Source organism: Thermoproteota archaeon (assembly GCA_003352285.1).
Taxonomy (GTDB): Archaea; Thermoproteota; Nitrososphaeria; order Nitrososphaerales; family Nitrosopumilaceae; genus PXYB01.
Genome location: QQVN01000003.1, coordinates 503,648 through 530,612, shown reverse-complemented (window position 1 = coordinate 530,612; position 26,965 = coordinate 503,648). Strand labels below are relative to the sequence as shown.

At 35.0% G+C, this 26,965-nt stretch carries 26 protein-coding genes and 1 pseudogene; 16 read left to right on the top strand and 11 right to left on the bottom strand.

All coding sequences use genetic code 11. The features are described from left to right. Positions 1–651, bottom strand: coding sequence for a DsbA family protein (locus tag DWQ18_04775; protein RDJ34208.1), 651 nt, complete (start codon positions 649–651; stop codon positions 1–3). 37 nt (positions 652–688) lie between these two features. Continuing rightward, positions 689–1,327 (bottom strand): DUF4443 domain-containing protein, encoded by a 639-nt coding sequence (locus DWQ18_04770; GenBank protein RDJ34366.1) that lies wholly within the window; start codon positions 1,325–1,327, stop codon positions 689–691. A gap of 80 nt (positions 1,328–1,407) precedes the next feature. Here DWQ18_04770 and DWQ18_04765 point away from each other — a divergent pair, with 80 nt between their 5' ends. The 7 genes from DWQ18_04765 (at position 1,408) to DWQ18_04735 (ending at position 9,152) form a co-directional block, all read left to right on the top strand. Then, positions 1,408–1,623: a CbtB-domain containing protein gene (locus tag DWQ18_04765; protein ID RDJ34207.1), complete on the top strand. Its 216-nt coding sequence runs from the start codon at positions 1,408–1,410 to the stop codon at positions 1,621–1,623. A 9-nt stretch (positions 1,624–1,632) separates the two neighbouring features. Continuing rightward, the gene (locus DWQ18_04760; protein ID RDJ34206.1) at positions 1,633–2,364 is read left to right on the top strand and encodes a hypothetical protein; all 732 of its coding nucleotides are present in this window, start codon (positions 1,633–1,635) and stop codon (positions 2,362–2,364) included. Between the two features lie 74 nt (positions 2,365–2,438). Next, a complete protein-coding gene (locus tag DWQ18_04755) occupies positions 2,439–2,771 on the top strand; it encodes an ArsR family transcriptional regulator (protein RDJ34205.1) in 333 nt (110 codons plus the stop codon). A gap of 5 nt (positions 2,772–2,776) precedes the next feature. After that, positions 2,777–3,112, top strand: a complete 336-nt coding sequence (locus DWQ18_04750) for an ArsR family transcriptional regulator (protein RDJ34365.1) — start codon at positions 2,777–2,779, stop codon at positions 3,110–3,112. Between the two features lie 111 nt (positions 3,113–3,223). Further along, positions 3,224–4,762 carry a PEFG-CTERM sorting domain-containing protein gene (locus tag DWQ18_04745; protein ID RDJ34364.1) on the top strand — a complete coding sequence of 513 codons (1,539 nt, stop codon included), beginning with the start codon at positions 3,224–3,226 and terminating at the stop codon, positions 4,760–4,762. Between the two features lie 66 nt (positions 4,763–4,828). Next, on the top strand, positions 4,829–7,054 hold the full coding sequence (locus DWQ18_04740) for an iron permease (GenBank protein ID RDJ34204.1): 2,226 nt from the start codon (positions 4,829–4,831) through the stop codon (positions 7,052–7,054). After that, a complete protein-coding gene (locus DWQ18_04735) occupies positions 7,035–9,152 on the top strand; it encodes a methylhydantoinase (protein RDJ34203.1) in 2,118 nt (705 codons plus the stop codon). The genes DWQ18_04740 and DWQ18_04735 overlap by 20 nt, the downstream gene beginning before the upstream one ends. Before the next feature lie 2 nt (positions 9,153–9,154). Here the strand turns inward: DWQ18_04735 and DWQ18_04730 are convergent, their stop codons facing one another. From DWQ18_04730 to DWQ18_04715, 4 genes are all read right to left on the bottom strand, one after another. Further along, positions 9,155–9,985 carry a TrmB family transcriptional regulator gene (locus tag DWQ18_04730; protein ID RDJ34363.1) on the bottom strand — a complete coding sequence of 277 codons (831 nt, stop codon included), beginning with the start codon at positions 9,983–9,985 and terminating at the stop codon, positions 9,155–9,157. A 119-nt stretch (positions 9,986–10,104) separates the two neighbouring features. Then, complete coding sequence (locus tag DWQ18_04725) at positions 10,105–11,049, bottom strand: type II secretion system F family protein (protein RDJ34202.1); 945 nt, start codon at positions 11,047–11,049, stop codon at positions 10,105–10,107. 5 nt (positions 11,050–11,054) lie between these two features. Continuing rightward, entirely contained in the window at positions 11,055–11,978 is a 924-nt protein-coding gene (locus DWQ18_04720; protein ID RDJ34201.1) for a pilus assembly protein TadC, read from the bottom strand. After that, positions 11,978–13,618, bottom strand: coding sequence for a type IV secretory pathway protein (locus tag DWQ18_04715; protein ID RDJ34362.1), 1,641 nt, complete (start codon positions 13,616–13,618; stop codon positions 11,978–11,980). Before DWQ18_04715 ends, DWQ18_04720 begins: the two co-directional genes overlap by 1 nt. Positions 13,619–13,759: 141 nt before the next feature. On the opposite strand from DWQ18_04715, the gene DWQ18_04710 reads away from it, so the two are divergent. The 4 genes and pseudogenes from DWQ18_04710 to DWQ18_04695 all read left to right on the top strand — a co-directional run bounded on the left by DWQ18_04710 (position 13,760) and on the right by DWQ18_04695 (position 16,260). Continuing rightward, positions 13,760–14,929 carry a hypothetical protein gene (locus tag DWQ18_04710; GenBank protein ID RDJ34200.1) on the top strand — a complete coding sequence of 390 codons (1,170 nt, stop codon included), beginning with the start codon at positions 13,760–13,762 and terminating at the stop codon, positions 14,927–14,929. Between the two features lie 31 nt (positions 14,930–14,960). Continuing rightward, positions 14,961–15,404 (top strand): hypothetical protein, encoded by a 444-nt coding sequence (locus DWQ18_04705; protein ID RDJ34199.1) that lies wholly within the window; start codon positions 14,961–14,963, stop codon positions 15,402–15,404. Beyond that, positions 15,401–16,075, top strand: coding sequence for a hypothetical protein (locus tag DWQ18_04700; protein RDJ34198.1), 675 nt, complete (start codon positions 15,401–15,403; stop codon positions 16,073–16,075). The genes DWQ18_04705 and DWQ18_04700 overlap by 4 nt, the downstream gene beginning before the upstream one ends. Then, positions 16,072–16,260 (top strand): annotated as a pseudogene (locus tag DWQ18_04695) (hypothetical protein). The gene DWQ18_04700 and the pseudogene DWQ18_04695 overlap by 4 nt, the downstream one beginning before the upstream one ends. A 2,062-nt stretch (positions 16,261–18,322) precedes the next feature. On the opposite strand, the gene DWQ18_04690 reads toward DWQ18_04695, so the two are convergent. Then, the gene (locus tag DWQ18_04690; protein RDJ34197.1) at positions 18,323–19,120 is read right to left on the bottom strand and encodes a hypothetical protein; all 798 of its coding nucleotides are present in this window, start codon (positions 19,118–19,120) and stop codon (positions 18,323–18,325) included. Between the two features lie 8 nt (positions 19,121–19,128). Continuing rightward, entirely contained in the window at positions 19,129–19,668 is a 540-nt protein-coding gene (locus tag DWQ18_04685; GenBank protein RDJ34196.1) for a hypothetical protein, read from the bottom strand. A gap of 129 nt (positions 19,669–19,797) precedes the next feature. Here DWQ18_04685 and DWQ18_04680 point away from each other — a divergent pair, with 129 nt between their 5' ends. The 4 genes from DWQ18_04680 (at position 19,798) to DWQ18_04665 (ending at position 24,305) form a co-directional block, all read left to right on the top strand. Continuing rightward, the gene (locus DWQ18_04680) at positions 19,798–20,238 is read left to right on the top strand and encodes a hypothetical protein (protein RDJ34195.1); all 441 of its coding nucleotides are present in this window, start codon (positions 19,798–19,800) and stop codon (positions 20,236–20,238) included. Beyond that, entirely contained in the window at positions 20,220–20,786 is a 567-nt protein-coding gene (locus DWQ18_04675; GenBank protein ID RDJ34194.1) for an HNH endonuclease, read from the top strand. The genes DWQ18_04680 and DWQ18_04675 overlap by 19 nt, the downstream gene beginning before the upstream one ends. A 31-nt stretch (positions 20,787–20,817) precedes the next feature. Continuing rightward, positions 20,818–21,426 carry a thermonuclease family protein gene (locus DWQ18_04670; protein ID RDJ34193.1) on the top strand — a complete coding sequence of 203 codons (609 nt, stop codon included), beginning with the start codon at positions 20,818–20,820 and terminating at the stop codon, positions 21,424–21,426. Positions 21,427–21,506: 80 nt separating this feature from the next. Beyond that, complete coding sequence (locus DWQ18_04665) at positions 21,507–24,305, top strand: hypothetical protein (protein RDJ34192.1); 2,799 nt, start codon at positions 21,507–21,509, stop codon at positions 24,303–24,305. Between the two features lies 1 nt (position 24,306). Here DWQ18_04665 and DWQ18_04660 read toward each other — a convergent pair whose 3' ends face one another. Both DWQ18_04660 and DWQ18_04655 read right to left on the bottom strand, forming a co-directional pair. Continuing rightward, positions 24,307–24,783, bottom strand: coding sequence for a hypothetical protein (locus DWQ18_04660; GenBank protein RDJ34191.1), 477 nt, complete (start codon positions 24,781–24,783; stop codon positions 24,307–24,309). After that, on the bottom strand, positions 24,780–25,025 hold the full coding sequence (locus tag DWQ18_04655) for a hypothetical protein (protein ID RDJ34190.1): 246 nt from the start codon (positions 25,023–25,025) through the stop codon (positions 24,780–24,782). The genes DWQ18_04660 and DWQ18_04655 overlap by 4 nt, the downstream gene beginning before the upstream one ends. A gap of 83 nt (positions 25,026–25,108) precedes the next feature. On the opposite strand from DWQ18_04655, the gene DWQ18_04650 reads away from it, so the two are divergent. Then, the gene (locus DWQ18_04650; protein ID RDJ34189.1) at positions 25,109–26,443 is read left to right on the top strand and encodes a hypothetical protein; all 1,335 of its coding nucleotides are present in this window, start codon (positions 25,109–25,111) and stop codon (positions 26,441–26,443) included. Between the two features lie 200 nt (positions 26,444–26,643). Here DWQ18_04650 and DWQ18_04645 read toward each other — a convergent pair whose 3' ends face one another. After that, positions 26,644–26,832, bottom strand: coding sequence for a hypothetical protein (locus tag DWQ18_04645; protein RDJ34188.1), 189 nt, complete (start codon positions 26,830–26,832; stop codon positions 26,644–26,646). Positions 26,833–26,965: the final 133 nt, after the last annotated feature.

Below are 26,965 nucleotides of genomic sequence, written 5' to 3'. Positions count from 1 at the left end.
CTAAGATTTCAAATCATCAATGACTCGTTTGAATACATCAAGAGGCTGATTTCCTCTTATTTTGATTATCTTTTCGTCATTGAATATGAAAAATGATGGAGTTGCATCAACACCAATCTGTCTTGCAAAGTCTTGATGATCTAAAACTCTTTTGTTATACTTACCAGAATCAAGACACTGGTTAAACTCTTCTAGATTAAGGCCTACAGTTTCTGCAAATGCATTAAGGGAATTACGAGTAATCCATCCTGTCTTTTCTCCAGCCCAGTTTGTGTATAATTCATCGTGATACTCCCAGTACTTTCCTTGGTCTTCGGCACAATATGATGCTTCAGCAGCTAGAACAGAGTCTGGACCGTTTAGTGGAAAGTCTTTGAAGACTAGTCGTATGTTTCCTGAATCGATGTAATCTTTTTCTAGTATCTTTAGTGTAGACTGGTGAAACCTAAAACAAAACGTGCATTGATAATCTCCAAATTCTAGTATTGTAATATCGGAATTTTTCTCACCCATTATTGGGGAGCCATCTTTGATTAGTTTTTGAGCAGAAAGTAAAATGCCATCCTCTTTTTGATCTGTTTCAAAGGTTACTGCCAAAACAATTCCTGTAATGACTCCAATTACAATTGGAATTGCAAGATACTTTATCATAACCTATCGCGTAATGTTCTGGGTAAATAGCTTTGTTTCAATGATGTTCATGAAGTGCTATAGTGCTTAGTGCAGAGTTTTTAGCAGAGACTTCGGCAACAAATGCATCACTTGCAGTTGCAATTATTATGACATCATTTTCTTGCGGTTTGAGTTTTTTTACCAATTCTTGTTTTAGCTCAGATTCTTCAGTAAAGAATTCTTTTGCTTCATTTGGAAAGACAAATTTTTCATTTGAATAAATTAGGGTGATGACACCCGATGCGCCATAAAGGATAGCATAGTCTCTTTGCTCCATTCCTGTTTTTATTGCACCTGCATAGTTTCTAAGCAGAATCACATGATTGTGGTTTGATTTTAGAATCTTGTTTTTTGTTATGGTACATTCTGCTGGAATCTCTGCTAGTATCTTTGAGACAAATGTGTCTCCCTTTGGTGTAAGATATGTGCCTGACTTTGTAGAATCTACCAGTCCAGCTTCTTTTAGGTGAAGAATTAGTGTCTTGACAGCGCCTTCTCCCAAATGGAGAAACTTACAAAAACTTGATCTGCTTACGTATTGATCTTTTTTTAAAAGTTGTAAGGCCTTAAAGACATGTGGGATACTAAATGTTAGAACTTTACTTGAACCCTTTCTTGAAACGACATTCTGTAGTGTTTTGATCTGTTGGTGCAGATCTTTCAATTGGTTTTTCCATTATTTATATTGGATAAATTATCCAAGAATTTAAATACAAAACAAAATTGTTTTGTTGTATGTCTCAATCAAGAGAGATAACAGTAACTAAATCTAGTGTTCCAATTGGAGCAGTTATTGCACTCGCTGCAATCTTTGCTTTTGGTCTATTCCTTGTAGGTTATGATCAGGGACATTTGTTTAGCATGATTCAAGGCGCAGAAGCTTTTGATCAACTTTACATCCACGAGCTGACTCATGACATGAGGCACGCTGCAGGATTTCCCTGCCATTAGTGATTCGTCATGAAAACGGCACTTTTTATTATTCTAGTATTGGTATCAGGTGCCTTTGCGGGATTAATTCATGGTGGAGTGAATTTAGTAATCGTAGAACCCTACCTTGATGATGCAATTAACATAGAAAACCAGAACCTCTTTGCTTCTGGTGAGGAAAAAGATTCGCCTGAATTCTGGGTAGAGTACAATTCTTATCGATACTGGCAAAAAGGCGGGCAAGTATTAGCAGGTGCGATTCTTGGAACATCAGTTGGTGCATTATTTGGTATAGTATTTGCATATTCTAGGAAGGTTCTTCCAGGAAATAACAATATCAAAAAAGGCTTGATTCTTGCAGGAATCATGTGGTTGACAATCTATTTGCTGCCATTCCTAAAGTATCCTGCAAATCCTCCAACCGTTGGTGATCCTGAAACTGTAGTGTTACGCTCTGTTTTGTTTTTGGCATTTATTGCAATCTCTGGATTTGCAGCAGTTGGATTTTATCAATTATCAAAAAGATTCCAAGGAAAAAAGAAACTTGTTTCAGTTGTAGGATATGGCGTATTAATTGGCGCATTGTTTGTTGTAATGCCTGCCAATCCCGATGAGATAGGTGCTCCAATGGATTTGGTAAATGGATTTAGAATGATGTCTGTTCTTGCAGTGTCCTCATTTTGGATATCAATTCCAATAATTTTGGGTGTACTGTGGAATAAATTCCAGCCTGACAAAGAGATGTACGTCTCTTCTAACTGATTATCAGTTATCATTCTAAAAATTTAGAATAACTAGGCTTTCGTTTAAATAACTCAAGAATTACCGAATTACACTTGGCAAAAAGACTGACATTACCGCAATTAAAAAAATATGATGTCACACAAAAAGTTCTAGAATCATTAGCAGACGCAGAGTCAAGAGCAATTTTATTTTCCATGATCAAAAAAGGAAAGACTGCTGCTGATTTGTCGTACGAGCTAAAAATTCCATTAAGCTCAGTCTACAAAAAATTAAACGATTTAGAAGAGCTAACACTTGTTGAAGTTGTAGAATGGATGATTTCAGATAAAGGAAGAAAATACAAAGTATATCGTTCAAGAATTAGTAAAGCCGATATCAGTATTAAAAAACCTGAACCAAACTTGGTGTTAATACCAAACCCGTGAGAAACATGACCAAACCAAACATAATTCAATTAAGCGAATTTGACATTACGCAAAAAATTATTGAATCTCTAAGCAATGTTTGCACGAGAGCAGTTTTGTTTTCAGTAAAGAATCAAGCAAAAGATGCTACGCAGATAGCCGATGAGCTAAAGATTTCTCTTTCTACAGTTTACAAAACAGTGTCTCACTTAGAAGACCTTGCGTTAATTGATGTTGAAAAGTTTGTAATCTCCAATGAAGGAAAAAAAATTAAACAGTACAGAAGCAGAATAGGCAAAGTTGAAATCACAATAAATGAAACAGAGCCGACGCTGAGTCTTTATCCAAATACATCTAGCTGACAAAACTAAAACTTTCATTTTAATTTCTTGTTCTAAAAAATTGGAATTGAATAAAGATAATAATACTGGATTAATTGATGCATCTTGTTGAAAATAAAATCCATTCTTGCAATGTTTTCAATCCTGGTATTAGTGGGGGGAATTATTCCAAGCTCTTTTGCAGCTACCCATTCAACACTAGGGGATGCATGGTCTTCAATCAAAACTTCATTAGAGAATGCAGAAAAGGCAGCAAACATTGATGATTCAATAAAGCATCTAAATGACGCAAAAAAGACATATGTTGACCATTTCCAGTCAGCAGCACAAGAACTAGATGCAGAGAGCCATGACTTGATCTCTACTGCATTTACAGACATTGAGAATTTACTCAAAGAGGGAAATATCGACCAAGCAAAACTTGAGCGACAAGTAGTTGATAAGACAATTTACAAAATTGCATTTGTAAAGATTGAACAAGCACTTGAGAATAATGATTCCGACGGTCTCTTCAAATGGTATGATGTAATGGAGAAAAAATTCAAGATTTCTGAAAAATCAGACTTTCAATCTAATTTGGCATTTGAAAAAATAAAGGCAAACTCTGCTGAATTACAAAATCACTCTGAAACCATCACTGGTGAGTTACTTGGCATCTTCAAATTAAAGACAATTGAGGAAATCGAGGAAGCAATTGGTGCATTAGAGAATGATAACGTAGCGGATGCCAAAAAATTTGCTTATGAAGGATTATACTATTATCGAACTTTACATCCATCAATCGAGGCTACCCTAGGTCCAGAATCTGCAAATGAACTATTGCATGAGATGGAAGAAGTAATTGAGGTAGTTGAATCTGATATGAGTATCGATGAAATGAAAGATGAATTAAATCATATCTTAGATGAAGTTGAATTAATTATTAGAGAGTATGAAGGTGGAGACACATCTGAAGTTGGATTGGCATTATCTGGAATTTATGATAGACTAAATCTTGTTGAAGAAGAATATGCAGCAGCTGTTACTGATGGAAAAATAGTAGACCAAGAAGAATATGATGAGACCGTTGTATTTTTGGCAAAAGCAACAGAATTGTATGAAGAAAACAAGGATGCATTTACAGAATTATCTGAAACAGACTCTGTAAATCTTGCAAATCATCTTAAAACCCTAAATGAAATTATCACAAAGTTTGAATCTCCTTCTAAAGTTAGCATTACAGTTGGTAAGGCACTAAACAATATCTCTACACTACAAGAGCTATCCGGTGGTGCAGTAGAGACCGATGTGTTTGGATATATTGATAACATTCAGAGCCTACTAACTCAAGCAAAAGCTGAATACAGAAATGGTAATTCACAAAAGGCATATGATTTAGTCAGTTCTGCATACTTGGATAACTATGAGTTTGTAGAGGATCCACTAGGTGAAGTTGATCACGAATTGATGGAAAAAATCGAAGTCAACATGAGAGAAGAGTTACGCTCATTAATTCAATCAAATGCTTCACCTGATGTTATTGATGCAAAAGTTGACTTGCTCTTGGCTGATTTGGAGGTAGCAAGATCTGTAGTGCCAGAGTTTGGCACTATTGCAATGTTGATACTAGTAATCTCTATAGTTTCAGTAGTTGCATTGATGAAGAGAAACACTCTAGCAATCAAGATTTAGTGGTTCTCATTCTATAATCATAGAATAACTATCTCATTTAAATTTAGGTTACAGAGAATTTGCCGTATGGCTTTTGGCAGATTTGTTTTGTTGTTTCTTGCCGTATCGCTAGCCTTTACAGGAGTCAACCAAACAAGTTATGCACAATCTGCTGATTCCAAAGCATATTCCGTGATTGAAATTACCAAAGTAATTCTCACATACACTGATGAGCAGATTTCACAAGGAAACACTGCAGATGCAGAGGAATACTCCAAGATTGCATCCGCCCAATTTGCAAATAACCTGCTTCCATTAAGGGAAAATAATCCTGATACTACTGATGAGATTCACCTACTTCTCCTTGATTTACCATCTACGATTACATCAAACCCACAGGAGGCATCTACAATCATTGGCCAAATTTTGAATTTACTTGACACATATTCTATTTCTGATTATGCGGCAGAATTTATGATATCAGATATGATGATTATAGCTGATGAAGAATATCAAAAATTTATCGACAAGAACAAAGAATCATCATACAAATTAGCAAAGACGCTTTTTTCAGAATCTGAGCAGAGATTTTTACAAGAAACTAGTTTTGATACTAGACTGCATGAGGAGCTAGTATCCTTTTACAAAGAATTACTAGAGATGGTTGAAAACAAAGCTAATTTTGTTACAGTGGGGGCAATGACTTCTGCAATACAGAGGGATTTGGTTGGAACAGAAAACGTCTTCTTTGATGAAAAGTCTCTTTATGATAAAATTTACACTTTGTATGATCAACTACTAGTGAAATTAGATGAAGGAGATTATGCCGCAGCAGAAGAGCTAGCAATTGAAGCATATCTTGAAAACTTTGAGTATCTAGAACCAAACATTGAGCGAGTGGACTCTGAGTTACTGTATACTTTGGAGTGGGATATGAGAGAAGAACTACGTGATATGATCAAAAACAAGCAAGATGCTAACCGAATCAAAATTTTCTTGACTGAATCAATCATCCCTGATCTAAACACTGCAGAAGGAAAAGTCATGGAACATTTGCAGAATAATCCAAATCCAAATGCTGCATTTGCAGAATCTCGTGTACTCAAGGCAATGGGTGATGCATCTGATGATGCAAAGTCTAGCGTGAAAAACGAGATTGATTTCATTAGAGACAGTCTTCAGGAAATGATGATTCACTATCAAAATGAAGATTATCAATCAGCATATGCCACTGCAAGAACTGCATACCTTGATAGCTACGAGTATGTTGAGATTCCATTGCGTCCAATTGATCCTGATTTTACATTGGAGGTGGAATATCTCTTTGCAGAGCTTAGAAACCAAATAAAAGAGCAAGCTCCATATGAAGAAGTACAAAAGACTGCAATTGAAATCAAAAGAAACCTTGATGAGTCAGAGAGACTAGTCACAGGAACAGGTACACTTGCACCAATGATTGCATTCTCTGCATCATTTGCACTAATATTCAGAGAAGGTTTAGAGTCTGTGTTAATTCTTGGTGCAATTATTACTTATTTGGAGGCATCACGAAATATCAAATTTAAAAAATACATCTATTATGGAATCATAGCTGCAATTGGTGCAACAGGTGCAACATGGGTTGTTGCAAATTATATCATCTCAATCTCGGGTGCAAGTAGAGAACTAATTGAGGCAATAGCTGCGTTGTCTGCAACGGCTGTTCTGTTTTATGTCAGCTTCTGGATTCTAAATAAGATTGAACACAAAAAATGGATGGAGTTTGTAAAAGCAAAGGTCTGGCAGGCAACAACTACAGGAAGTGTGATGGTCTTTGTTATGCTGTCATTCTTTACTGTATATCGTGAGGGATTTGAGTCTGTATTGTTCTATCAGGCAATGTTTGGATTTGCAAAATACATGGAAGCATATGTTTTACTGGGATTTGTCTTGGGAATGGCATCATTACTAGGATTGTACTTTTTCATGAGAAAGATTGGAAAGCGACTTCCACTGCGAGTACTGTTTGGTTTAACCATGGGCATTGGCGCATACCTCTCAATTGCATTCTTGGGCAATGCCATTCGAGAATTGCAGATACTAGACATAGTGCCCTACACCGGAATGATTGGCATTATTCCAAGGCTTGATATCACTTTGGCACACATGACTGGAATTTACCCCACACTTGAGACTCTAATTGGCCAAATAGTCCTACTTGGTATCTATGTGGCCGCAGTATCATACATACTAGTTATTAATCCAAGAAAAGAAAAGAAGATCGCTCAAATGCGAAAATCTTGGAAGAAGGAAAATGTCAAACAAACGAGTTAGAATCGGAATAGATGTTGGTGGAACCTTTACAAAAGCAGTAGCAATTGATGTACAGACTGGTGCAATTTTAGCAAAATCTACTGTTCCTACAACTCATCAGGCAAAAAAAGGCGTATCTGAGGGAATAGTCATTGCTTTACAAAATATTCTAAAAGAATCTCAGATTGATATTGCAGACATTGAGCTAATCTCTCATAGTACAACACAAGCAATCAATGCACTACTAGAAGCAGATGTGGCAAAGGTTGGAATTGTTGCAATGGGTGTTGGGCCAGAAAAACGTGATGTTGTTAAGAGAACAAAACTGCAAGATACAAAAATTAATTCAAAAAATGATCTTAAAGTTGAACATGAGTTTTTGGATACATCAAAGATAGTTGGTCCTGAGGATGTACAGCATACCTTGGAGAAACTACGAGAAAAAGGAGCAAAGGCAATAGTTGCAACAGAGGCATTTGGTGTAGATGACCCATCAAATGAATTATTCATTATGGAGAATGCAAGCAAACTTGAGATGCCGTCTACTTCATCACATGAAGTGTCTGGAATTTATGGATTAGAAATTAGAACTTTGACTGCAGCAGTAAATGCAAGTGTGTTACCAAAAACTTTTCAGGTTGCAAACTACGTTGAAGAGGCAATACGAAATACTGGTGTAACATCACCATTAATGATCATGAAAGGAGATGGTGGAATAACAAGTATGGATACATTCAAGACAAAACCCATTCTAACAATTTTGTCTGGACCGGCAGCCAGTGTTGCAGGGGCATTACTGCATCTAAAAGTAACAAATGGAATTTTTGTAGAAGTAGGTGGCACAAGTACCAACATCTGTATTATTAAAAATGGCAAGCCTGAGATAAAGTATGTTACAATTAATGAGCATCCAACATGCATTCGTTCCATGGATGTGAGAATTTTAGGTGTTGCAGGCGGAAGTATGATTAATCTGAAAAATAATTCGGTAAACCAAGTGGGACCACGAAGTGCACATATTGCGGGCCTGAAATATTCCTGTTTTGCAGATCCTGAAGAGCTAAAAACAGGAAAAATTGATACCATAAAACCAAAAGAAAATGATGAGGAGTATGTCGTAATCAAATGTAAAGAAAATACATATGCGATTACCAATACGTGTGCTGCAAATGCACTAGGAATGATTGAAAAAGATGATTACTCCTATGGAAATCAGGAATCAGCAAAAATTGCGCTGGAACTGCTTGGTAAAAAATTAGGCGTTTCGTATTCTACCGTAGCAATGTCTGTCATTCAGACCTCATCATTTCAGATTACAAAGACCATCAGCAAGATTCTCAAAGAGTTCAAGCTTAACCCAAATAACACAAAGATAATCGGAGGTGGCGGTGGTGCATCAGTTTTGGTTCCCTTTGTGGCAAAACAGCTTGGAATCCAATACTACAAAGCAGAGCATGCAGAAGTAATCTCATCAATTGGTGTAGCCTCATCAATGATTCAAGAAGAACTGGAAAAATCGATGGTACATCCCACTCCTGAATTGATATCAGAGGCCGAGAAGCAGATTCATGATGTCATGGTGAAAAAGGGAGCAGTACCTGAATCGATAGTTATAGACACCGAGTTTATCCCTGAAAAGGCAGTATTGCGACTCACTGCCATAGGAAATGTGGAGCTTGATAGTGAGTTTACAAACAAAACGGTATTTACACTTGAACAGGCCACGACAAGGGCAGCTGAAATCATCGATATTTCTGAAGAACTAGTTGACCTTAGCTTTGAGTCTGATCATTATTTTGTGTTCACAGGACACATTGCGGTCAAGAAATTATTTAGCAAAAAGGATAGACATCACATTATAGTTTTAGATAGATATGGTAAACAAAAACTCTCAATTAAAAACGGTCGACTCTTTCAGGGCGGAAAAATTTCAATCCTTGAAGAATTAGATGAATTCTTAGAATCAAAATCAAGTGAGATTGCACCACGAGTATTTTTGCTAAATAATTTGAAACTAACTGACTATTCTAGCCTTACATCTACTAGCCACATTCTAAATGGTGTCAGAGATACACTAGAAGATTCTGAAAAAGCTGCAGTTATAGTTGATTTAGATTAAAGCTAAGTAACTGGCTTTCCTGCTTTCCACAAAAAGTTACAAAGACTGAGAATGTTGCTTACCATCTCATATGAATTTGTACATAATGCAAAGTCAGTTTCAGTGCTTGAGCTCATTGAACCCTTTGCAGTAGCATCTGACATTATCATTTGATTTCCTTTTGATACGATGATTCTTCCTTTTGATGGTAACTTGCCAATTTTGGTCTCAGTTGCAGCAAAGCGTTTTACAAATGGTAACATCTTGTCATCCTCAATATCTACTAGCAATCTTACTGAGCCGCCTTTCTTTTCACAAACTTTGATCTTTTCAGGAATATTTGTATGATACATTTTTGAGATATCCTTGATTGTAGTTACTACATACACAACATCAGATGACTCTTCAATTAATTTTTCAATATTTGCATAAATGTTTGTTAAACCTTGAGCAATTCTAAATGTTGGAACATTTGTTCCGTATCCTGCAGTAACAACTCCTTGTACTCGTTGAATTACTTTTTCTCCAACTTTTTTAATCTTGTTTAGCTCATCTTGTTTTTTTCTTAGAACAATTTTTAGTGCTTCTTCAGGATCAATTGGAATACATAATTTAGGATTTGAAAATGTGGTTGATACCAATCCTTCACTTACTAGCTTGTCAATTGTTCTGTATGTCTTTGCTCTGTCGATATCAAGCTCTTTTGCTAATGCACTAGCAGTAATTGGACCTGTTCGTAACAGATTCAGATAGATATGACCTTCTAGTTCTTCTAGGTCTAGCACTGATGCTAACTCCTTTCCTAATTCATCAATATGGCTAAGATGCGGAGTCTTTTCATCGCCTTCTCCAATACCTAGACTAGAGTATGCTTTCTGAGCCAATGTAATTTTTCTTGGAAATTCCCAGTAATACTCAATTTGGTGTCTAAATTGAACGGACAATTGAACAGGATTTAGGCATAAATCTACGCCTAGATGCCTATTGTTCCAATGGAATCAGTATTGATTAGCGCAAATGCCAGGACCGCTATTACTACCATAATTACTACATGTTTGATTCCTGAAACATAGGTTCCTGAACCAATCTTTCCTGCTGCCAGGCCACCAAATATTGCCTCAACTAGGGCCATATTGAATAGCAGTGAATTTAACTGATCAATCTCAATGTCTGCTAATGCAGTGAAAAACCCTGCACCGTTACTTCCAGTCATCTTCATTGTGTTTTTTAGCATCTCTTGCACTGTCTCAATTTCAGCAAAGAACTGAGATGATAGAATTACTGCTATTCCGATAAACACTGCATAAGAGATGTAAATTGTATAGGTGTATGGCTGAAGATTTGATTTTCTTTCTTTTTCTAAATTTTGTAATTCAGTGACATGCTTTTGAATCATCTCAAGGTTTGTTGTGATATCACCACCAATCTTTAGTGCCATTTGTAATAGTACTACTACTCTGCGTGAAATTTTGGTACCCATCCTGTTTGCAAAGTTTTCAAATGCATCATCAATTGGAATTCCCCAGCTAATATTTGCTCGAAGGTTTTTTAGCTCAGGTGTTAATGCACCCATGTTTCGATCTCCTGCTTGTTCAATTGCTTTGATTAAATTAGAACCACTCTGTACTGCACTAACTAGTGATAACAAAAACAATGGTAAATTTCTATCAATACTATCTTTTCTTTGGGATTCCCTAACTTGAAGTAGAGTGATTGGAACAATTCCAGTTAAAATCCCAAATACAATTCCAATATCTTTGATTCCTGTAGTAATTGATAATTCTGAAAGATAAAAGCTAAGAAATAGTATGACTCCACTTGCAACAGCTGATGCAATTCCAATCTTGAATTTCTCTGAATGAAAGAATGAAAGCTTTGGAACTTCAACATCATTTAGATTCTTTTGAAACTCTTGCATGCATCTTACCTCTTTGGCACCATTGAATCCATCATAAACAAAAGTAATACACCAAAGAATGGAACCAATACATACGTTAGAAGATTCATTAACTGAATAAGATCAAAGCCAGCTAAATCTGGACTCATAATTGCCATGATGGATAACATGATTACTGCCATCAGTGGGAAAACAATTAGCAAAATGGTATACATCTCGGCCATTACCCCTAGTGATTCAGTTGATTTTCGAAGTGCCATCTTTTTTTCTTCTAGCTGAACCTTTGCAGTTGCAATGAAATACTCTTTGAGGTTTCCACCTGTTTGTACTGTGATGATGGCACCTTCTAGTAGTTCTGCATAGGGGCCTTTGGGTGCTCTTTTGATTAAATCAGCTATGGCACTAACTAAATCCATGCCTAAAATCTCAATATTTCTTGTGATGAATCGACAGTCCTTTACTATTTCCTCATCTGAATCCTCATTTGCAATTGCCTTGAAGATTCCCTCCAGTGCAAGACCACTAGTAGCTAGTGTTGCCATGTATCCAATAAAATGAGGTAATTCCTCTGTTAGCTTGCTTGCTCTGTTTTTAACATTAATTGAGGGAAGCATCTGCAAAACAAAAAACGTTGCAGTACCAATGCCACATCCAGCTAATATGGGAAGTAAGAATGCAAATGCAACTGGTTGGATGTTAACAAAAAATGCAGCTGCAATACTAACTGCAACACCTACTATTCCTGCAATAAGACTGAAAAAAACCATACTACACACATAGACATCAAATGGAATTGGCATCATTGCCTGTTTTAGATTCTTTTCAAGGGATGCTAATCTTGGGTATAATGGTTGGACGTGATTTTTGAGTAATCGATAGCTAAGAACTTGTAATGATGATGTTGCCTCATCATGTTTCTTTGATTTGTTCTGACTGGAAAGAAATGTCATCATACCACCATTCTCTTTCTTTCATAGAATCGCTCAGGATCTGAATAGAATTCCAGTACATTCTTTGTTACTTCTTTGTGTTTTCGGATATCATTTTTTACCATCCACTCTAGGGCAATCTTTCTCTTCTTTAGCTCAAAGTCAATCTCTTCATCACTTTCACCTGTTCTATCCTTGATCTTTTCTAGGACAACACTATTTCCTGCATACTGGTGAATGTCTTGGTTAGGATTCCACTTGAATATCTCATGTGTTTTGATTTCGTTTGTTTCCTCATCTAGTCCTGCAATTTCAGAAATCTGAATAATTCTTCTAACTGATTTGTCCTTGACGCGAATTTTTAGCTGTAATGTGATAAGGTCTAATGTGTTTGCAATTAATGGTTTAGGAATATCCATTGGAGATGATGCCAATCTTGTCAGTGTTGCCTCAACTGAATCTGCATGTATTGATGAGAAGCCACCGTGACCTGTAGCCATTGCCTGAAATAGCGTGTATGCCTCTCGTCCTCTTGTTTCCCCTACGATGATAATATCTGGTCTTTGTCTGAGTGCTGCTCTGAGCAAATCATACTGGTTAATCTCACCGATTTGTCCATCTGTAAAGTTCTGTCTTGATACAGCAGGAATCCAGTTTTCATGAGGCAAGTTTAGCTCCTGGGTATCCTCTATACTGACTATTTTCTGTCCAGGACGGATAAATGATGCTAGTGCGTTTAGTGCTGTCGTCTTTCCACTGGCAGTTCCACCAGCTACTAGCATTGTAGAATTTTTTTCTGCAATATACCAAAGATATGCTGCAATATCTGAATTCATTGTACCAAATTTTATCAAGTCTATAATGGTAATTGGGTCTGCTCTGAATCTTCTGATAGTAAATGTACTACCGCGTTTTGTAATTTCATGTCCAAGTGTAAGATTAATTCTAGAACCATCTGGTAATGATGCATCAATAATTGGATTTGCCATGGATACATGTTTTCCACATACGTAGGATACCTTTCTTGCAAAGTTGTTTAGCTCAGCATCCGTAGTAAACACAACATTTGTTGGAATGGACTCGTACTCTCTGTGCCATACGTATAATGGAATGCCTGTTCCATCACAACTGACTTCTTCAACCATGTGGTCTCGCATTAATGGCTCAATCTTTCCAAGATAGATAAAATCCCTAATTGCATAGTATGAAATCTTTGATAGATTTTTGGTCGGAATTTCTAGTTTGTATTTTTTAATTAATTGTATAATCTTCTTTTTGAGTCGTTTTTCTGCATCCTTTTTTGTCTTTATTTCATGCAGTGATACTGTTAATTCACTCATCAATAATTTTCTAATAATATCAAAATTTTTCTTATCACGAATGCTTAATCTTGGCTGAATCACCATGTATCGTACACCGCTCTTTGATGTGGGATCTTTTACAACACCACCGTGTATTTCTACACCATCAAAATCCAGCTTTGATACAGAGAAAAACTTTGGAATGCTTGGGTCTACATCTTCTTCTACTGTTTTTGGCAGGGATGCAAGATTCAGCTTTGTAGAATCTGCATTAGATACATAATCAAACTCTGTTTTTCCATTTAGAATAGATCTTAACTTTACCTTGGGGAGGATATCCTTGATAATTTTAAACTCCAATGATTCTAGTGCAAAAATAATTTTCTTAAACAATTGTTCGGACAAATGAACAACATTCGTCTTACATCCGATAAAATTCGATAATACCTATGCCCAATTCGGATTTACTAGTTAGAGGTAGGGATAGAGGGGAAAATTATGATGTTTAATAAAAATCGGCTAAAAAATGAAGAAAATACCCAAAAAGAGGCCAATTCTGAGCTAAAACCAGATAAAATACCCCTAAAGCAGGCCATGATTAACTCATTTTTGCATAGGCAAAAGGCAACAGAGCCTCTTGATTCAAAGACTGAAGAAAAAACATCCGAAGTTTCAACTGCAGAGCCACCAATCGATAAAATCTCTCAGCTAATCAAGACCATTCAAAGACACAAAAACCGAGTCATTGCACCAAAGATTGATTTTTTCAATGGCTTGGTGACATATCCAATTTTATCAGAGATTAATGAATCAGAAGATAATGTAGAATTTTTAGAAAATTTATCATCACAGAATGCACAGATTCTAGAAAAGATTGTTTATGAGAAAATTATAGTATGTCCGAAACATTCTGATTCATTTAATATCAATGTAAGACTATACTGTAAAAAATGCTCTTCAATGGATATTGAGAAATTACATCTACTAGAGCATACGAGATGCGGTTACATTTCAGAGCGTGGAAAATTTGAGCATGATGAAAAAAATGAGATAGTATCCTGTCCTTCATGTAAGAAACCAATCAAGGACCACTCAAAAGAGATTAGAATTCCTGCAATGTGGTATGAGTGTAATAACTGTAATGAGAAATTTGATGATGTAATGGTAAAGCTATACTGTAGAAAGCATGATCATGATTTTGATACTAGTAATGCTGCAACTATATCGGTAAATGGATACAAATTACGTGATGATAACTATGATGCAAATTCAGATACCATTCAATTACAACAGAAACTATTACATGTACTATCAAAGTTTGGGTTTAATGCAGATGAGAATTATTCCATAAAGGGTACAAGTGGAAGATATCATCATGTAGATATCTATGGTAAAAATGATTCTGGCAAATCTATTATGATTTTTATTAAAAAAGCTGAAAAAGAGATTGACAACTCTGAAATCAATTCAAAAATTATCGAAGTGCTTGATACGTCACCATCAATTGCCATACTAATTGGCTTTGCAACAATATCAGACAAGGCAAAATCAATTGCATTAAGCTATAATGTGTCCGTGATTGCATCTGAGAATCCTGAACAAATCATTTCTGATACTGAAAATGTTATCAAGGCAAGATTATCGGTTTTGAGTGAGAATGAGGAAAAGTAGGGGGATAAGTCAGGTTGTGGGGAGCTTGTTTATGTTGGCAGTGGTAGTTCCAATAGGTGGAGTAATTCTCAGTCAGGGCCTTGGGGAAACAAATGAGCTGAATCAAAGATTAATCACAACTGGTCCAGAGACTTCAGGTTCCCTACGTGAGGATTTGATATTTGAGCACATTAGGTTTGAGCCAAAAAGCGATACTGTTACGATATCTATACGCAATATAGGCACGATTCAGACCTCAGTAGACAAGATTACCGTAGTAAAAATGGATACTCAGGAGGTAATATTTTCTCAAAATAATCTGGCCTCTTTAATGATGATTAAGGATTCAGGAGATATTTCATTCAAGGCAGATTTGCCAAATGCCACACCAGAGGAATGGCAGGATTCTTACTATTCAAACAGCGAGTATAAAATCTCAATAATTACTGGACGTGGAAATTTCTTTGATACAATAGCGAGGCCGTTTAACACTTGATGAAGACATCATCACACAGAGGAGTATCAGAAGTAATCACTACTTTGTTAATTTTAGCAATGACGCTAGTTGGCGCACTGTTTCTTTCTATAATAATGAGTGATTCTGATCTGACTAATGTTGGAAAGACAGTTTCTGATATTCCACCAAATTCAATAAAGCTTACAGGATATGATACAAGGGATTCTGTAAATCTTTCTAATATCCTTCAATTGGATAATAATTTCAATCAAGAATTGTGTACTGATTCATGTGCATTATATGAGAATAACATCCCACTAAGTGTTAGCAATGAAGGTACTCACTTTATTGTTTTGAAAATAAAAAACACATACACAAAGCCTGTCTTTATCCATAATGTTCAGATAAATAATGTGTTACACAGCTGGGATCCTAACACATCAGGAAAATTACTAGAGACATCTGTTGATGATTTTACTGGCAAGTATCCATTGGGTGGACAGTTTAGTATTATTCCGGCATCAGATACTGTACAGTTACTACAACAATCATCAAATGAATTATTACCAGACCAAGAAGTTAGATTGGTGATTAAACTAAGTGGTGATATTGCACCAGACATTTTGGTATGGCGTCCATTGCAAATTCATATCAACTTTGGTGCAAACCAGCCAGCTGAATTTATCATACTGAGTGGTGACACGCGGTGATACAATGGTACAAGACTCCTAGACGTGGAATCTCAACTGTAGTTGGCGCATTGTTCTTTCTTGTATTGATGACTAGCTCATTATCCGTAGTTTTTTTGGCATTAGATACACAAAATGAATTGATAAATTCACAACAATCAATTACAAAAAATGAAATCAAAAAGATTAGAGAACAGTATTCAATTTCGGTATCGACTGATCCATTAAATGATAACAAACTAAGCGTTTTGGTAAAAAATGAGGGAACCTATCCAGTTGAGATATCTAGATTATGGATTATCAACAAGACTGATGCTGCAAATGACTATCCAGTAAAGGCATACAACCTGACTGGAATTGATACTGTAATTCCGCCTGGATATGGGGCAGATATCGTATCAAATCAGCAGTTACACATGATTCCTGATACCTATGATGTCAAGGTTGTATCCACTCTGGGAACAATACACACTGAGGAGCTATTTGCTGGAGGTGCAAACAAACTACGAGCCGAAGTATTCACCATTCCACCTGATGTCAAAGTTGGGCAGAATACCACTCTTGCAATGCATGTGACCAACATTGGCAAAAGCAGAATTTATGATGTTGCACCACAGCAGCTAATCATCACACCATCTACTGGAGTTGCAACACCTTTGCCGCCAAATCCTATTCCAGTTACATTAGATCCTGCTGAATCTACTATCTTTACCTGGAAGTTTAAGGTAAATGGTACTGCTGGAACCTTTGTTACATTTTCTGGTAATGCAACAGGAACTGAAGCAATAACAGGATATTTTGTTAAAAGCAATGATGATTCTGATTCTGTAAAACTACAAGCACCTGATTCATCAGAGCTAATTGTTCTAACGCAGGACTTGTTGTCTCGTCCTGAAATATTCATGGTGATACCATCTCCGTTTGGTGATGCACCAGAACATGCACTATGGGGTGCAAACATTGTAAACCCAACTGGACAGGAGATGTATGTCAGTAAGGTTGCAATTTCGGTGTTTAGTCCTAGGGCAAACAGCCAAGATGTGATGCTTGATGCATCGACTGGTTCTGATAAATGTAATCCAATAACTGTAGCTCCTACTACTAGTAATTGGTCGTGTCCATCACATAACCAGTTAATGTGGCAAAACTTGAGTACTCCACAAAGAATTGCACCATACTCTGTGTTTCCTTTCCTAGCAAAGGTGCATCCTGGAGGTGTTGCAAGCTCTGCATTGCTAGAATCTGTCATTGTACATGTTGATGTGTTTACTACTGTGGGCGAATTTGGAAAAGCAGGATACAGTACATCTTTTGATAATAGAAATTCAGATACTTCGATGGTTAATGTTTACTTGTCTACTGTTCCAGATTCTACAGTAAATAGTAACATCTATGTGAATAAGACTGGAATTCTATCAGGATCTTCTCAGACGTTTAATGTTGTTCTAGCTGACTTTGAAAAGGGAACAACAAATGAGATTGATGCTAGCTCTCGATTAATCATTAACGTACCTAGGGGATGGACTGTAAATCCTGCTAGTATCAATGGATTTGGTGACTTTACTACTAGTTACCAGGTGTTTTCAGATACTTCATCTCAGATAATTGGTGATTTGAATAGTGCTATCGATGGTAGTGGACCTGCAGGTTTGGAGGGTAAAACAATTCAATTTTCTGCAACTGCACCTACTGTGACAAATACCCAGATGTATATCATGTATGTACTAGCTGATGGAAAGGTTACTAATGGTAATCCTTCAGAAGATTTTGCTATAGGTCCTACATCTGAGGTTGTGTTACAGGTAGTACCCTAGAAAATATCTAATACCATTTAGTTTATTTCAAAATTAGAGTTTCTAAAAACCATAACATAGTGCACAAGGTGATGGAATAATCAAACTCGGTGCCAAATATGTGGTAAAACCCATTGAAAAATTTATGGTCGACCTTTTCTGGGGTGTTCTCTCATAGTATTTCATCCTAGAATTAAGATCAATGGGCATAGATGTACCTCAGAGCAAATTCAAGATAAGATATCTGAAAGACTCAATGGAATAGATGAGCATACACCTCCAATGACAATTTCTCAAATTACACAAGATTTGGGAATTTCTCGAAGAAGCTACAACTATGGTTTAGTTGCTGAAATTGGTGGTTGACATACAATTGATGAATTCAAAAAGAGCGATTGGCAATTTCCTCTAGAAATAATACTAGATTACGCTAAAATCTAGAATTTTGTAATTTTTTATTGACATATTTTATAATTCACACTCCTAATTTTTTCAAGTAATTCTCTACAGAAGGATGAAGTCGAAAGAAGACTCCATCTTCAATCACTACTGTTTTTTTCTTAAGCTTTTTTAATCGAATAGTCACATATCGTGAATGAAGTTTAGTGAATGAAATAATTTGTTCTTTAGTTATTTTACCTTTGTAAATTGCATTCACTATGATGCTGTCTCTTTTTCGAAGATCGTACTTACCAAACTCTGTTATCAAAAAACGAGAAATTTTTGATTCTGATTCAGTAAAAACGTAATTCCTATTTTTTAGTAAGTAGATTGACATGGGTAAATATTTTGCATAGAAGTATATGATTACTAAAACTTCTACAAATCCAATTACTCCAATCATTAAAAGATAAATGGTATTTTTTACATCTGATGGATAATCGATGGCAGAACGATCATCTGCCGTTATTTTAATATTAGAAATTTTAGGAAATTCATTTCCTAAAAGAGTAAATTCACAATTTATTTTTGGTGACATACGTTGAAAAGCTATTATTATTTTCAGCTCTTTATTATCAATTATGTCTCCTTCTAAACAATTATCCTTAATTTCTGTAATTTTTGTATTGACTTCCATACTAATCATAGTATTTTTTGATTGTATTACCCCCGTATTTTTTATGATTACAGTAGTCTGATTGATTAAATTGTTAGGTGGATCTTCAAAAATAATATCGAAATCAGTGAAAATTTCATCTGCAAATATTCCAGAAAATAAAAAACCAGTAAATATGGGAATTATAATTGAGATTCCAATCTTTGTTGCTTCCATCTAGTTGCTCAACCAGCTGGTGCTTGATCTAACCCAAAGTCTTTAGCTAAACCATGTAATTTATCTAATGCATTTGCAAATGGCATGAAATCTTCTATCGCATGAGCAGCTGTATTCTTAAAAGAAGTTGCAAAGTTCTTTTTACTAACTGAAGCTAATAAAAATCGTATTTCATTTTCTAATTTAGGTTCTTTTTGTCCAAAATATTGTATTATTTTTTGTTCCATTTGTTTATCTTTTGCTGTTATGACCGGTCCAATAATTTTCTGTAAAAGATAGATTGAACCAATATCTGAAAGCCCATAACTATCGTTTATTGATTGTCTGCTGGCATTTTCCAATAAACCGTGATTATAAAGAATCTCTGCGTCTTTTTTAAATTTATTAATCTCTCCGCCAAAATCATCTAAATTAATTTTCATTTTTAAGCCACTACACATATCAGAAATTACCCCCTGCATATTTTTTGGAATCATATTATGAACAACTAAGTAAAAAAATAACCATTTTTGGAATTCTGATAATTCAGTGTATTTTATTATTGCCATAATGTCTTGAGTTTAATCTAATTAATAATGCTGTTGAGCTGTTATAGAACTGTAAAAATTATCCAAAAACTATGTTTTCATAATTTATTAATTCTAAAATTTAATTAGATACATCATCCCTAACATTCCATGAAAGTATTACTTTCCTTTTTGAGCATCTCCTTACTGATTTTAGGCACAATTTTACCCGTTTATGGCCACCAAGATGGATGCCACAGATGGCACAGTTGCCCTTCTGATTCTGGTTCTTACACATGCGGGGACAAAGGATATTGTTCTGAGTGTCCTAACAACAACTTTTGTTATAATGGCCAGCCAAAATCTAGTTCCAGTTCTTCCTCAAGTTCATCAGGTTATTCTAGCTCAAGTTCAGGACAACAATATACTCAGGAATCCATTTCAAAGTATACTACAAAGATAGATCAATTAACAAAAGAAAACTCTAAACTCAAACAAGAGAACTTTGATTTAAAATCTCAAATTAAACAATTGAACAAAAAAATTGATTCATTAAACTCAATAATTCGTGAACAACTGAATGTTATCTTGCAATGGATTCAATCAAAATGATAAAATCAATTCTTTTTGTTTTGATATTAATCCCATTATTGACTCCAGCTTTTGGTCAATCACTTAGCGAATTAGATCGTCAACTAGATGAGCTAAATGCAAAAAAGGCACAAGAAATTCAATCTGGTGGTTCATCTTCTACATTTAGTACTGTGGATTGTCCTATAGGGAAAATTCAGAAAGCAGTTAGTGGCGGTAGAATTATCTGTGTCGATGATCCAAACTCTGTATCATCAATTACTCTTGATGAAAATTCTGGTTACTATATCATTGGAGCAATTATCTTAATCATCATAATTGCTGTGGCCGTAAAAGGGGGTGGCGGCGGCTCCATTGGAGTACGAAAAAGTTTTTCGTCTTCAGTGAAACATCAAGTCTTAAAAAAGCAAGATCATAGGTGTAATAGTTGTAGACGTGTTCTCAATGTAGTTGATTATGATCACATTGATGGTGATAGAACAAATAATGATATTAGTAATTGTCAAGCATTATGCCCAAATTGTCACGCAATAAAAAGTCGTAAAGCCCAAATGGGAGAAAGCGAATAGAAAATTTAACTTTCTAAACTCTTAAAAAATCATGAATACAAGAATTCTTGGCATTATCATTGTAGTTGCAGGTATTGCAATTTTACTTGGATTTCTTGCCTCAAACTTTGCCCAAACCACACAAGATACCTTTACTGACTCCCGTACGGGATTCTCAGGTGTTGCCCCACCTGACGAGCAGAATCAAAAGATAGAATGCCTCTCACTAGGTGGCACATGGAGTGGAGCATCATGCACATATCCTCCACCTGAAAAAATAACGGTGCTTGATTATGAGTGCAAAGGAACAGCAAAGTGCTTTGCAGGAACTGTAGATAGAATAGTTGATGGGGATACCATAACTGTTGATGGCAAGTCTATCCGATTTGCCCTAGTAAATACTCCTGAGCGTGGGGAATCAGGATATGAGGAGGCAAAAAGCTATATCGCTACTATCTGCCCTGTTGGTTCTACTGTTATAGTTGATGAGGATGATGGGCAGACAGAAGGAAGTTACGGCAGAATGATTGCGGAAATTCATTGTAATGGATATAATCTCAATGAAGAGATAATGGAATCAGGATTGGCAGTAATGTATGCTGGATTTTGTGATAGCAGTGAGTTTGCAGGTGAGTCGTGGGCAATAAAATATGGTTGTTAAAATCTAAACTTCATACTATATGATAATACGTCAAAATGATATTTTGAAATAGTTTTATCCCATTCAGTGGATATTCTATTATGACATTAATTCTTTACCTGAAATGTCAAGATGCCCAATTAATTATTGCCGATCGAAAGCAAACTAATTCTTCCTCAACAAGTGAAATTTCAAAAAAATACTATCTACCTAAAAACAAAGAATTTCTTTTAGCTCTGTCTGGTGATGTGGATAGAATTTTCACAATAATAAATGAGTTAAAATCCGATCAAACAATTAATTCTGATAATGCTAGAATAAAAATTTCTCAAATAATGCAAAACTCTCCAACTTTTGGTGGAGAAATTAAAGTTTCATCAGGACTTTTAATGATAAAAGAAAATACAAAGTATCAATTTCATCAAGTACATCTATCTAATTCAATGCAGACGATAATTGATGATGCCCCAAAATTCAAATCTTATGGAGACGGAATTGAGATAGCGAACCACTTAATACGCAAATTCAAACCTTATGAACTTGAATGGAAGATTGCACTAGAATACGGTTTATCAATTTTAAATGAGGTTTCAAAATCAATTGAAAGTGTTGGCAATATAGAGGATTATGGTGTTGATGTTATTCTAATATCAAACAATGAACAAATCCAACATTGTACAATAGAACATTCCTCAGAAATTCAAGATATTGAACTAAATTTCGATCCTGTACCTAAGAATTTCGAATGTATTGAAGCTGTAAGCAATCCTTTGGATAACATATCTGAAAATATTCAGATATCTGAACCTGAATTTCAGGCATTGTCACAACCTTCATCAGATGTGACAGAAGAAGGTGTATTTACTACTAAATTTGATAATTATTCTTTTGATTTACCATACTCCATTACAAAAGGAAAAATTCGTAATATTGTTCCAGATTCTGATTCAAAGTCATTGATAATTTCTGTTCATACTGTAGGTGATGGACAACTATCGATAGACATTCCAAGAAAACTACTGGACTCTAAAAACGGCACAGAGGATGATGATTTCTTCGTATTGATTGATGGTCAAGAAGAAGATTTTGATGAGAAGATTTTTCCAGATAAAAGAATTTTATCGATAAAATTCTTAGAAGGTTCTGAAGAAATTGAAATTATTGGAACTAATTTTCCCTTGTTTGTTCGGACCAATAAAAAATCATTTGAGTATGGAGACAAAATTCTAATTTCAATTCATACTAGAGAATTATCTCAGAATTCTATCCATCTAAAAATTATTGATGAAAATAACAATACGATTTATTCAAATGTAATTCCACTTTCTGAAAAATCTAATGGAGTATATCAAGAAATAGTTAGAATTGAGGGAAATTATTGGAAAGAGAATACAAATTACATCATTAAAGCAACTCTGAATGATCAAGAATACCTAGTTCAATTTCACACTACAAAATTTGTTATGGCGCTTATACTAGATCAAAAAGTATACTCTTGGGGAGATAAAGTTCGTATAGCCTTAATTGCACCTGAACTAAACCGTAATCCTGAAAAAATCAATTCCATAGGAAATAGCGATAATTATAAAATATCTGTTCAAACAAAGTTGGGGAAACTCAACTATTCGCTTCAAGAGAACAAAAAAAATTCGGGAATTTTCTTTGGCGAAGTAACTCTTACGGGATTTAAAATTTCAAAAAAGCATAAAATTTCTGGCAGAGAAATTACCTCTGGGCATGGTCCAGCAGATGGGTTATTGGCTTGTAAAAATGATGATGCAATAACAATAGTTTTTTCAACGCAATCTAAAACCATCACTGCATCAGCATTAATTCGATGGAATATAGGAGAAATCCAGTGGTTAGAGTCAGCCTACTTGCCTGAACATTATGGAATTGTAAGAGTAGTTGATCCAGATATGAATATTAATCCAGAACAAATTGATTCTTTTAAAATTAAAGTTTGGAGCGATACTGATCCTATCGGAATAATTGTTCCGGTTAATGAAACTGATAATTCAACGGGGATTTTTCTTGCTAAAATAAAATTTTCTGAAAAAGAAAATTCTATCGGAACGACCCTTAAGGTAAGTATGGGTGACACGGTAACTGCTGAATATGTAGATAAGACATTACCTGATCCATATTCTATAGACGATGATCTTTCAATGACTGCGACTGCTTTTATTGGTGAGCGTATTCCATCTATACAAAAAATAGTTTGTGATTTTCCAAGACTTTTTGATTCTTATGGAAACCAACTTGCTTCATCTGGAATAAACCAAAAGATCATTATTTCTTCAACATTTTTCAGTACTCAGGCTACTGATCAAAAATTTGTTCACGTTATACAAATAACTGACTCTAACAAAAATATAATTGAACAATTTTTCAAATCGGGTGTAATATCGCCTAAAGAGCATAAAAGTTTGACTACGGAATGGAAGCCAGAAAAATCCGGCTTGTTCACATTAACGGTTTATGTTTGGGAATCACTTGAAAATCCAGTTGCGTTATGCACACCAATAGAATCCGAATATGAAATATCTGGCGATACAATCACTGAATCAAAAAACATATTAAATTCAAACATATTTTCTCAAAAATTTGATGTTAGTATACCCCTAGGTACGAATGTTCCTGGTTGTGAGGATGAACACAAATGTTACATTCCGTCAGAGTTGCATATTAAACCAAATCAAATTGTTGTTTGGAAAAATAATGATTTTTCGCCTCATACAATTACCAGTGGAAATCCAACAACGGGAAAAAATTACAAGTTTGATAGTGGCGAAATTACTCCTGGAACTTCATTCGGATATCATTTTAATGAAAAGGGAAGATACCCATATTTTTGTACTCTTCATCCTTGGCAAATTGGAATAATAATTGTTGATTAATTTACTTTAACAGTGTGATGTTCACTATCAGCATTATTACTAAACCAATTATAAAAAAAATGGTTCCAGCAATTATTGATTTTCTCTTAAAATTCAGAGAATCATCTCTGATTTTTTTAATATCTTCTAATCTATTTAATGACATTTTTCCAGATGCTGGCATTAAAGATAAAACAAATGTCAAAATGCTAATAATAAATAAAATCGGAGGTATTCCAACAATTATTAAATCTTGAACTGGCTCATCTAATATTGTTTCAGCTCCTAAAAATTTTAAGATTGCAAAATATGCTGCAAACAATCCTGTAATCAAAGTTATCATTGTCTTTGCAAATTCTTTTGCAGTTTCTACTGATTTTACCAATATTTCTTCTCCAAATTTTAAAAGCGCTTTATCTTCTGGATTAAGAGCTGATGTCGAATTTACTTTAATTGATATGTTTCCATCTTGTTCTTTTTTTTCTTTATCTGTACTCATTTCTTTTCTTCCACTTTGATAATGTGATAACCAAACGTGTTAAGCGTTATAGACGTCTTGAATGTTTGATCTTTGTTAGGACATGTTAAAAATATTGTAAACTGTTTATCAAAATCTTTTTCGTTTACTGGACCTGAAAGACTATACATAACATGTCCTCCTTCTATACTTAATTCATGTGAATGTTTTTTCTGACATAATGGACATTTATCAATATCGATAATTCTTACATCTGTTTCCATATTATTTTAGTATGTTCATACTAGTTTAAATTCTGATTGATATGTTGAGATCAATTTATCTAATTCATATAATTTTCTAATATATGCCAAGATTTGGAATTTTATTAACTATGGTATCATTTGGAATAATACTTTTAATCCCAATTCAAGCCTATGCAGAACCAAATTATGCTCTAAAGGGGCAGCGAATTTGGCAAAATCCAACAATTTGTGCAATCGAGCCTGATTTTGTATCTGAAACTGATAAAAAATCCCTCTTAACTCAGGCAAGAAATGTTGTAACTGAATGGGAGACAAAACTCCAAGAATCAAACAAAAAGACTGCCAAATACTGGGACATGACCTACAGAGAACTATCATACCAAGAAGGAGAATCAGATTCTAACAAACAAAATCCAATCTGTGACATTTACGTACTGTTCCAACCATATCCAACAGAAGGAGACCTACCAGATGGCACTGCAGGATATGCATTGTATGAGGATGAATCAAGACAGTCAATGGTTGTTATTTTTGTAAATAGAGTCGGAATATGTACCAGTACAGATGACTTTTACATATACTACAACAGATGCTATCTTGATCAACTACGCAGTCCAACTGTAATTGGAAATATTATTCGACATGAATTAGGTCATGCATTTGGATTAGGTCACTACACTGACACAACTGCAGATATGTCAAACTGGATTCTCAGTGGTGCGTTAGTACCATCAATAATGATTCCAAACTTTGATGAAGCAACCACCCTACTACAGATTAGGCCTGCAGATATTCGCATGATGCATGATCTATACGGTCCATATGGATTCCTACATGAATCAGAGGGAATTCTGAAAGTAAATCCATTTGATTCCTTTGATGTATCAAACAAAGATTCTGATATTATTACATTTAATGGAATGGTAACAAAAGAACAGTTTGCAAGAGGACAAAATGTTTTACTAGATATTACAAGTCCTGATGGCGCCAAAAAAGAATACAAGGCATATATTACTGATGGAAGAATGTTTTCTTTGCAAATTAGAATTGATGATAATATCAAACCAGGTGCATATACAATTCAAGGAAGATACATGGGATACAGCTCTGATGTAATTCCATTTGTTATCACCAAAGAAATACAAAAAGAGATTCTAACTGAAGATTATTCTATTCCAGACTGGATTAGAAATAATGCAAAGTGGTGGGCAGAAAATAAAATAAGCAATGATGATTTTGTTTCAGGAATTCAGTATTTGATAAAACATGACATCATTTCCATACCTAAAACTACTCAAGGAATATCACAAAATGACCAAATTCCTTCCTGGATTAAGACAAATGCCGGTTGGTGGGCAGATGGCATCATAACAGATTCAGATTTTGTAAATGGAGTTCAACATTTGATTCAAACTGGAATTCTAAGGGTTTCATAATTTAATTATCATATTTCACAATAACCAATTCGTTATTACTCAAAAATCCTACTGGAAACATGATTTATCGATGTTTAAAATGCGGTGAAGTCTTTGAAACTCCCAGAAGACTGGAAGTTCACCTACAAATCGTGCACAAATGGGGGGTAAAGGAGTCAGAACCAAGAGGTCTGGATGCGTGGTCATGACGAATAAAATTTTCAATCATCAAAATGAGTCATCTTCTTTTGCTTTATCCTAAACAGTTTGCTTTTGTTTCTCTCCACAATGACATAATACTGGATTAAATCATACAACATATCTTCTACGGTAAGTTTTCCAGACTCGTTACTTGCTCTAAGAAAGTCAAGATAATCCATGGTCTTTATTTTAAGAATGATTTTCCTCAAGGTGCTATTTGATATGGCAAATAATCCTAAATCTTGATCAATTGATGAATCATTGAGTTTTGGTTAATGGTAAATCAGACTGGATTGTATGATGACCTGCTAGTTTTAATCAAAAATCTCCCAATCCAGTAAT